Annotated in this window: 3 protein-coding genes and 1 pseudogene; 3 read left to right on the plus strand and 1 reads right to left on the minus strand. The window is 62.5% G+C overall.

Annotated elements, in window-relative coordinates; all coding sequences use genetic code 11:
• Window positions 1–168 precede the first annotated feature (168 nt).
• The gene (lipB, locus tag ASE71_RS08900; protein WP_060516828.1) at window positions 169–888 is read left to right on the plus strand and encodes a lipoyl(octanoyl) transferase LipB; all 720 of its coding nucleotides are present in this window, start codon (window positions 169–171) and stop codon (window positions 886–888) included.
• A 6-nt stretch (window positions 889–894) separates the two neighbouring features.
• Here lipB and ASE71_RS08905 read toward each other — a convergent pair whose 3' ends face one another.
• Window positions 895–1833 (minus strand): DMT family transporter, encoded by a 939-nt coding sequence (locus ASE71_RS08905; RefSeq protein ID WP_060516826.1) that lies wholly within the window; start codon window positions 1831–1833, stop codon window positions 895–897.
• Between the two features lie 246 nt (window positions 1834–2079).
• On the opposite strand from ASE71_RS08905, the gene ASE71_RS08910 reads away from it, so the two are divergent.
• Both ASE71_RS08910 and ASE71_RS36875 read left to right on the plus strand, forming a co-directional pair.
• The gene (locus tag ASE71_RS08910; protein WP_034804375.1) at window positions 2080–2475 is read left to right on the plus strand and encodes a helix-turn-helix domain-containing protein; all 396 of its coding nucleotides are present in this window, start codon (window positions 2080–2082) and stop codon (window positions 2473–2475) included.
• Between the two features lie 69 nt (window positions 2476–2544).
• Window positions 2545–2652: pseudogene (locus ASE71_RS36875) on the plus strand (GNAT family N-acetyltransferase); the annotation flags it as partial.

Here is a 2652-nt window from a genome sequence, read left to right on the forward strand (position 1 = left end):
ACGGGGCTGCATGTAGCAAAAGCCCCTGGGGGGCACAAGGGGATCACGACAGAATTTTGACGGGAAATGAAACTATTTCAACAGCCCGCCCAAGGAGCCCCGGAAACGCTGGACTCTTGCCTCGCGCCATCCCATGTACAGGCTCTAAAAAACAGGAATGCCGAGCGAATGCAGCGTGAAAATCTGAGCCAGGACATGTTTGCCCCTCCGGAATCACCCCCGGTTCGCTGGCGGATTGCCTCCGAACTGGTCGATTATCCGCAGGCCGTCGAGCTGATGGAGCAGGAAGCCGCGGCGATTGCCGCCGGCACCGCAGATGAACTGGTCTGGCTCGTCGAGCATCCGCCGCTCTATACGGCCGGCACCAGTGCCGACGCCGCCGATCTCGTCATGCCCGACCGTTTTCCGGTTTTTGCCACCGGCCGCGGCGGCGAATACACCTATCACGGCCCGGGCCAGCGCGTCGTTTACGTCATGCTCGACCTCAAGCGCAGGAAGCAGGACGTACGCGCTTTCGTCGCGGCACTCGAAAGCGTCGTCATCTCCACGCTCGATTCGATGAACGTTCGGGGCGAGCGGCGTGAAGACCGGGTCGGTGTCTGGGTGCGGCGCCCGGAAAAGCCTGCCCTGCCCGACGGCTCCATGTCGGAAGACAAGATCGCCGCGATCGGCATCCGCCTGCGCAAATGGGTGAGTTTCCATGGCTTTGCGCTCAACGTCGACCCGGATCTCGACCATTTCGGCGGCATCGTGCCCTGCGGCATTCGCGGTTATGGCGTCACCAGCCTCGTCGATCTCGGCCTGCCCGTAATGATGCCGGACGTGGACATCCGCTTGCGCGAGGCCTTCGAGACCGTGTTCGGTCCGACGCGGAACGACGCGCCGTAAGCCCGTTCAACTTGCCGTTCGACGTCCAGCCTGCCGCTCACGCCAGATGATGAAGAGGCCCGAGCCAACGATGATGGCGATACCAAGCCATTTGGAGAGCGACGGAAAGTCTCCGAAGATGAGATAACCGAGCGCCGTCGCCGTGACGATCTCGAAATAATGAAACGGTGCGAGCAGCGAGACGGGTGCCGCCCGGAACGCCTTGACCACCAGCAGATGGCCGTAGCCGGACAGCGCGCCAAGCACGATCACGAGCATCCAGCCAAGCGGCGACTTCGGCAGCGACGGCACGAAATCGGCGCTGCCCATGCCGTTGCCGATCAGGATCACCAGCGCCATCGTCAATGTGCCGCCGATGCCGGCAATTGTCTGCATCGTTAGCGGCGAGTCGCCGGTACCGACAGCACGGTTGAGGAGCAGGTAGCAGGCAAAGACGAAGGCGCAGGCAACCGGCAACAGCGCGGTCAGGCCGAAAGCGGCAAAGCTCGGCTGGATGACGATCATCGCTCCACCGAAACCGACGACAATGGCGAGCCAGCGCCGCCAGCCCACTCTTTCCTTGAGGAACACCGCCGAAAGACAGGTCAGGATGAAGGGCTCGACGAAATAGATGGCGAAGGTGTCGGCAAGCGGCATGTACTTCACCGATATGAAGAAGAACAAGGCCGCGGTCGCCAGCAGTACACCGCGCAGCAGATTGGCCCAGGGCCGCTTTGGCCTCAGCGCCCGCAGGCCACCGGCGCCAAGCAGCATAGGTAGCGTCGCTACCAGTTGGAAGAAGAAGCGGTAAAAGGTCACCTGCCCCGGCGACATGCCCTCATAGACGGCCATGTATTTCGCAATCACGTCCATGCCCGGCAGGATGACCATGGCAAAGAGCATGATGGCGACGCCCTGCATCACCGTGTCGGTGTGGTCGGTGGTCGCAGTTCGGGCGTCTGTCATGGGGCAAGCTCCTGTGGCCGCCGCACATTAGAGCCTACGCGTTGGTTTTCAACGGCCGAGGATGCGACGGAGAAAGAACTATCCGCGCCCTAGCCGCAATTGACGGTGTTTTTGGCGCTTCGGGGTGGTCCCTCGCCGCCCAAATGCCTATAAGCTCAGGACAATCTTCCGCCCCGGATCCAAAGGTCGGCCGTCGGCCCCCATGGTTCGGGACCTTTGAACGTGACCGTGGCAAAGGAGATGTCCATGCGCTTGTCCACCGAAACGATGATTGCCCGCCTGCGCGACACCAGCGACGGTGATACGCTGGGAGGACGCATCTGGAGGGCGCGCGACGCCGCAAATCTCAGCGCCAAGGAACTGGCCGATCAACTCGGCGTGCGCACGGAGACGATCGCGGCCTGGGAACGGGATCGGGCCGAACCCCGCACAAACCGGCTGTTCATGCTTGCAGGCGTACTCGGCGTCACCCCGGCCTGGCTGATCGCCGGGCTCGGCCGCGCGCCGGATGCCGACGCAATCGACGAGAAGGACGGCCTGCGCGAGCAGCTCGCCCTCGTCAAGAAGCTGCACGAACAGACCGGCAAGGCGATTGCCGCTCTTGAGATGGAACTCAATCGCGTTCAACAGAACATTCGATAACCTATTGCGATTCCACTTAGGGCCGCCGTTCTGGCGGCCCGACGTCATTTCAGTCCAAGGAGAAAATAGATGGATGTACGCGCCGCCGTTGCCGTTCAGGCAGGCAAGCCGCTCGAGGTCATGACGGTTCAGCTCGAAGGCCCGCGGGCCGGCGAAGTGCTGATCGAGGTCAAGGCC

The sequence above is a fragment of the Ensifer sp. Root954 genome, from assembly GCF_001429005.1.
Classification (GTDB): domain Bacteria; phylum Pseudomonadota; class Alphaproteobacteria; order Rhizobiales; family Rhizobiaceae; genus Ensifer; species Ensifer adhaerens.